The sequence below is a fragment of the Paraburkholderia sp. A1RI_3L genome, assembly GCF_048957895.1.
In the GTDB taxonomy this organism is placed as follows: Bacteria; Pseudomonadota; Gammaproteobacteria; order Burkholderiales; family Burkholderiaceae; genus Paraburkholderia; species Paraburkholderia kururiensis.
Genome location: NZ_JARCHA010000036.1, coordinates 1 through 6,058, shown reverse-complemented (window position 1 = coordinate 6,058; position 6,058 = coordinate 1). Strand labels below are relative to the sequence as shown.

Annotated in this window: 5 protein-coding genes and 2 pseudogenes; all 7 read left to right on the top strand. The window is 72.4% G+C overall.

Going from position 1 to position 6,058, the window contains the following annotated elements:
* Nucleotides 1-382, top strand: a pseudogene (locus PXJ20_RS32540) (hypothetical protein); the annotation flags it as partial.
* A 58-nt stretch (nucleotides 383-440) separates the two neighbouring features.
* Complete coding sequence (locus tag PXJ20_RS32535; protein WP_421032881.1) at nucleotides 441-1,583, top strand: DUF2827 domain-containing protein; 1,143 nt, start codon at nucleotides 441-443, stop codon at nucleotides 1,581-1,583.
* Nucleotides 1,580-2,443 (top strand): peptidylprolyl isomerase, encoded by an 864-nt coding sequence (locus PXJ20_RS32530; protein WP_421032880.1) that lies wholly within the window; start codon nucleotides 1,580-1,582, stop codon nucleotides 2,441-2,443. Before PXJ20_RS32535 ends, PXJ20_RS32530 begins: the two co-directional genes overlap by 4 nt.
* A gap of 49 nt (nucleotides 2,444-2,492) precedes the next feature.
* On the top strand, nucleotides 2,493-2,747 hold the full coding sequence (locus tag PXJ20_RS32525) for a GlsB/YeaQ/YmgE family stress response membrane protein (protein ID WP_126879764.1): 255 nt from the start codon (nucleotides 2,493-2,495) through the stop codon (nucleotides 2,745-2,747).
* Nucleotides 2,748-2,840: 93 nt separating this feature from the next.
* On the top strand, nucleotides 2,841-4,658 hold the full coding sequence (locus PXJ20_RS32520) for a tetratricopeptide repeat protein (RefSeq protein ID WP_421032879.1): 1,818 nt from the start codon (nucleotides 2,841-2,843) through the stop codon (nucleotides 4,656-4,658).
* A gap of 7 nt (nucleotides 4,659-4,665) precedes the next feature.
* On the top strand, nucleotides 4,666-5,076 hold the full coding sequence (locus PXJ20_RS32515; protein ID WP_421032878.1) for a hypothetical protein: 411 nt from the start codon (nucleotides 4,666-4,668) through the stop codon (nucleotides 5,074-5,076).
* A gap of 19 nt (nucleotides 5,077-5,095) precedes the next feature.
* Nucleotides 5,096-6,058, top strand: a pseudogene (locus tag PXJ20_RS32510) (hypothetical protein); the annotation flags it as partial.

The window sequence follows — 6,058 nt, the reverse complement described above, 5'->3', positions numbered from 1 at the left end:
CAGCGTGGTCTCGGCCCGCACCCTGGCCGGCGCCCGCCACGCCGACGTCGTGCTCGACTGGGACCGCCAGGACCCCGACGGCGCACCGTTCTTCTCGCTCACCGGCCTCGACTACGGCCAGAACGCGGCCGCCGTGTTCTCGCTCACCACCGTGCCCCAGCCCGCCGGCTGCACCGTGCTGGCCGAGCGCATCTCCAGCGCGCCGCTGTCCTGCCGCGAGGTGGCCCGCTCGGAACTGCCCGGCTACCAGGCCACCGTGCTGGTGCCCGCCGTCACCGTCTATACCCTGGCCGCCCATCCCCGCGAGACCGTCACGCTCGTCGACTCGCCCGGCGCCTGCCTCATCGTGCGCCGCCAGGTGCGCTACGCCGGCGCGGGCTGAGATGGCAGCACCCACCCCACACAGTCATTCCCATCATCGCCAACGTACAGGAGCACACATGGGCATCAAGGGCGCGCGCGGTCTGCGCATTGGCATCACCATCGGGCTGCACGCGCCCGACGAGAGCCTGTGGATCAACGGCATCAAGCAGAACGCGCTGTACCTGGCAAAGCTCTTCCAGGGCTCGCCGTTACGTCACAACGTCATGCTCGTCAACACCACCGGTGTGCCCATCACCCCCAGCCTGCCGTGGGACCTCGAACGCTTTCCGGTACGCACCTTCGAGGCCGTGAAGGACGACCTGGACGTGCTCATCGAGCTGGGCGGCCAGATCAGCGCGGACCAGACCGCCCACCTGAAGACGCGCGGCACGAAACTCGTGAGCTACTGCTGCGGCCCCGAGTACGTGCAGATGAGCGAGGCCATGATCTTCGCGCGCCGCATGTGCGATGAGCCCTTCATCAACCAGCAGTACGACGAGATCTGGGTCATCCCCCAGGTCATGGAGACCAGCGCCGGCTTCTTCTCCGTACTCAGACGCCGCCCGGTGCGCCCCGTGCCGTTCGTGTGGGACCCCATGTGCCTGGAGGAGCGCACCCGCGCCCTGCCGTTCGCCGGCCAGTACCGCCCGCGCAACGCCCCCGCGCGCATCTCCATCATGGAGCCCAACATCGACGTGCTCAAGTTCTGCCTGTATCCGCTGCTCATCGCCGAGAGCGCCTACCGCGCAGCCAGCGCCAGCATCGAATACGTGCACGTCACCAACGCGGGCCACCTCGCGCGCGGCTGCCCCGAGTTCATCGGCATCGCCCACTACCTCGACCTCGTGCGCAACAGCCGGGTGAGCTTTGTGGACCGGCATGACACCCCGCAGTTTCTCGCCGGACACACCGACATCGTCGTGTCCCACCAGTGGGGACTTCCGCTCAACTACTTCTATTTCGACGTGTGCTGGAACGGCTATGCGCTCGTGCACAACGCGCATCTGTGCCGCGGGCTTGGCTACTACTACGAAGGCAGCAACGTGGAGGAGGGCACCCGCCAGCTGCTGCTCGCCATCGACGAACACCCCCGCCAGTGGGAACAGTACCGCAGCCGCCAGCGCCAGACCATCCGCCCGTTTCTCGCCACCCACGAGCCGCTCATCGAGGCCTACGACCGGCTGCTGTTCGCACTCCTGACCGGGCAGCACCCCTCATGAACACCATGCTTCCGTCCATCAACGCAACCCTGAACGCCACCGCATCCATGAACCTTCCGCACCGCATGATCGCCCCGTGCAGCGCCGCCGTCATTGCCGCGCTCGCGCTGCTCACCGGCCAGGCGCTGGCCGCCACCACCGGCACGCTCGCCACCGTCAACGGCATCGCCATCCCGCAGGACGACCTGGAGCAGCTCGTGCGCGCCAGCGGCCAGCCCGATACGCCCGTCCTGCGCCAGACCCTCACCCGCGGGCTCGTCGCGCGTGAGCTCATCCGCCAGGCTGCCCGGCGCGAACATCTCGATGAAACCCCCGTGGTGCGACAGGCCGTGAGCCGCGCGCTCGTCGACACGGAGAACCGCCTCTACATCGCGCAGCACGCCCGGCCCCAGCCCGTCACCGACGACCAGGTGCGCGCCCGCTACGACGCCATCACCCGTGAGATGGGCGATCAGGAGTACCAGGTACGCGTGCTCACCTTCGCCGACGAACCCGCCGCGCGCGCCGCGCTCCTGCAGATGCAGCGCGACGCAACGCCACCGGGGCAGGGCAGTGCGGCCGCACTGCCCTGGATCAGCTTCAGGACACCGCCCGTCGAGGGGCATACCGCCGGCCTGCCCCTGGCGCTCGCGCGCACCGTCGCCTCCGCCCCCCCCGGCGAGGCGCAGCTCGTGCCGCTCGACGGCCGCATGGCCGTGGTGCGCGTCGAGGCGCGACGCCCGGTCACCATCCCGCCGTACAGCGAGGCCAGCGGCCCGCTGCGCGCCGCGCTCGAGGCGCAGGCGCGCGAGGCCGCCTTCAGCGCCGTGCTCGATGCGCTCGCCGCGCACGCGGACATCGTGCCGGCCAGCGCGCGTTGAGCGCCGCACTTCATCAGGTTCGCCCGCAGTTCACTCACAGGAGGAAGTCATGACGCTTTACCAGATTGCCATATGGATCGTGACCGGCATCGTCGCCGGCTGGCTGGCCGGCCTCATCGTCAGCGGGAGTGGTTTCGGAATCCTCATCGATATCCTGGTGGGCATCGCCGGCGCCTTCATCGGCGGCTGGCTCGCCTCGCTGCTGGGCATCAGCGTGGGAAACGGCCTGCTGCCCTCCATCGTGGTCGCCGTCGCCGGCGCCGTGGTCCTGCTCTCCGTGATCCGCCTGTTCCGCCACGCCTGAAGCCATGGCCGGCCCATCCGCCGGCCATGGCCCCGCGCCCGCCGCACGCGTGACCCCGCGGCCTCACACCCATGACCACCGGAGAACCTCCCCATGACCTGGCTGCAAGAAGTGCAGGCGATGCTCGACCAGGGCCAGCTCATCGCCGCGGCCCACCTGCTCGATGCGCACCACGCCATCGCCTCGGACGACCCCCGCGTGCTGGCCGCCGGCAGCCGCCTGTGGTGCCTGCGCGGACGTCTGGAGGATGCCCGCGCACTGCTCGACCGCGCGCTCGACATCGACCCGCATGACGCCCGCGTGCTCATCGAGCGCGCGTGCCTGGCCGTGCGCCTGGGCGACGACGCGGGCGCCGACGGCTGGTTCAGCCGCGCCCGCGACGCCCATGCCCCCGGCAACGACTGGATGGTCGACTGGATCGACGCGCTGCTGCGCCTCTCCCGCTTCGAGGAGGCCTGCCGCATCGCCGCCGTGCGCTGTGAACGCGCTCCCGGCGAGGCCGGCACCTGGTTCCGCCTGGGCCTCGCCCACCAGCAGGCCGGTCACCCCCGCCAGGCCCTCGACGCCTACCGCCATGCCGCCCGCATCGACGAACGCCTGTCCATGCTGCGCAACAACATGGGCGCCGCCCACCTCGAACTGCGCGAGTACGACGCCGCACGCTCCCTGTTCGAGGCCACCCTGGCCGACGACCCCGACCACGCGCTCGCCTGGACCAACCTCGCCAGCCTGCTGCTGCGCACCGGCCAGCCCGACGACGCCCTGATCGCCGCCGAGCGCGCCTGCGCGCTCGCCCCCCGCTATGCCACCGCCCTGCAGACGTATTCCTACGTGCTGCGCGAACTGCAGCAGTGGCCCCTGGCCCTTCAGGCCGCGCAGCGCGCGCTCGCCTGCGAACCCGCCAGCAGCGCGCTCATGTGGGGCGTGGCCATGCTCCAGCTGCTGCAGGGCGACTACGCCAGCGGCTGGCCCAGCCATGAAGCCCGCTGGCAGGGCTCGCCCGAGCTGCGCGAAGTCTCGCCCAACCTGCCCATGCCGCGCTGGAACGGCGAACCGCTGGCCGGCCGCACCCTGCTCGTGTGGGGCGAGCAGGGCCATGGCGACGTCCTCCAGTTCGTGCGCTTCGTGCCCGCCCTGGCCGCGCGCGTGCAGAAGGAGGGCGGCTCGCTCGTCTACTGCTGCTTCGCGAACCTGCGCTCCCTGCTGGCGCGCAGCCTGGGCGAGGCCGTGCCCGTGGTGGTCGCACACGACCAGCGGCCCCTCCCGCCATCCGACTGCCATCTGCCGCTCGCCAGCCTGCCCCTCATGCTCGGCATCACGCTGGACGATCTGCCCGGTCCCGTGCCCTATCTCAGGGCCGATCCCGCCCGCACCGACGCCTGGGCCGCGCGCCTGCCCCGCAGGGCCGGCCTGCGCGTCGGCCTCGCCTGGACCGGCAGCCGCCACCACCAGCGCAACCCCATGCGCTCGGTCGACCCCGTCGCGCTCGCCCGCGCCCTCGGCAGCATCGAAGGCGTCACCTTCGTGAGCCTGCAGCCCGACGCCGGCGAGGATGCCCGGCGTGCCCGCGACGCCGGCCTGACCCTGACCGACCATACCGCGGAGCTCGCCTCGTTCGACGACACCGCCGCGTTCGTGGCCGGCCTCGACCTGGTCATCACCGTCTGCACCTCGGTGGCCCACCTGGCCGGCGGCCTCGGCGTGCCCGCCTGGGTCCTGCTCGACGTCAATCCGCACTGGGTCTGGATGACCGGCCGCGCCGACAGCCCCTGGTATCCGCACACGCGCCTGTACCGCCAGCCCGCGTACGGCCAGTGGTCCCCCGTGCTCGAGGCCGTGGCCACCGACCTGGCCGCGCTCGCCGCCACCCGCCGCGCGCAGCGCCCACGCGCCGGCCGTTCCGCCGCGTGAGGCCCCCATGAAGCCGCGCACCGCCCGCCGTCCCGCGCCCACCGAACCCGAGCCCGGACCCGCACCGGGCGGCGCCTTCTTCCCGCCGCCCATGCAGGACGACCTGCCGCTGCGCCGGCGCGAATGGCCGTTCTACCTGGACCGCCGCCAGCGCGCCCGCCTGCGCTGGCTGCACGAGGCCTGGGGCGACGACGCGGTCATCCAGATCTACTCCGGCTGCGTGCGCATCCGCGGCGAGTGCGGCGACTGGCGCTTCTCCGACGACGCCCAGCTGCGCACCGAAACCGCCCGTCGCCGCGGCTATGCCGTGCTCCAGGGCACCGTGCGGGCCGCCGCGCACGACGCGCGCCAGACCCCCACCGGCCGCCCCGGGCCCGCCCGCGGCACCGCCGGCCCGCAGCACACCACCCGTACATAGAACAGCAGGGAGGTTTTCATTGAGACGCATCGATCTTGTCCAGACCTTCGCACAGTGCACCGCCAGTCCCCTGTGCGAGCGCCTGGCCGTGCGCACCGGACTGCCACCGCAGATAGTCCCGCACGTGCTCGCGCATGCCGCCAGCCTCCTCGTGGCCGCGCTCGCCGCACGCACCGCCGAAGGCCGCGAGGCCGCCACCCACGTCTTCAGCGCCCTCATGGGCAGCACCAGCAACCCCCACATCGCCTCCGAGTGGCCCCGCCAGGCCAGCACCACCGCAGGCCTGAGGGACCTCGAACAGGCCGGCGAATCCCTTTTCCTCCACGCCTCAGGCCGCCGCATCGCCCCCCTGGCCGATTACCTCGCCGCCCGCTGCGCCATCCCCGCCCAGCCCGCCCACGGGCTCGCCTGCATCGCCTCGGCCATCCTCGCCGGCCTCATCAAGCATCACCTCCTGCTCGCCCAGGCCAGCGCCCTCCATCTGCCCGGCCTGCTCGCCGCCCAGATGCCCGCCATCGGCTCCGACATCGACGACAGCGCCGCCGCCACCCTCGGCTACCTCACCGCCGCCAGCTTCGCCGCCACCATCCCCCCGCGGCTCGCCGCCGTCACCGCCGATTTCCCCGGCGCCTCCCGCCTCCCGCCGCCGGCCGCCACCCCCTACGGCCTGCACAGCTCCGCCGTGCCGCCCGCCATACCGGCCACATCCGCCACGCCGGCCACCCCCACCCGGGACCGTGCCGTGAAGGCCGGCTACGCCGGACCCGTCCACTATGCCGGCCTGCCCGTGTCCGGCAGCCGCTTCGCGCTGCCCGCCATCTCCGCGCCAGCCCCTGCCACGTCCGCTGCCGCCACCGCCACGCCCAGCCCCACGGATCTCCGTTCCTCCACCCCGGCGCGCCCGCCAGGCCGGCGCGCCTCCCCCTGGCTGCTGGCCGCACTGGTCGCCCTCGTGGCCACCGGCCTGTTCGCCTGGATGACC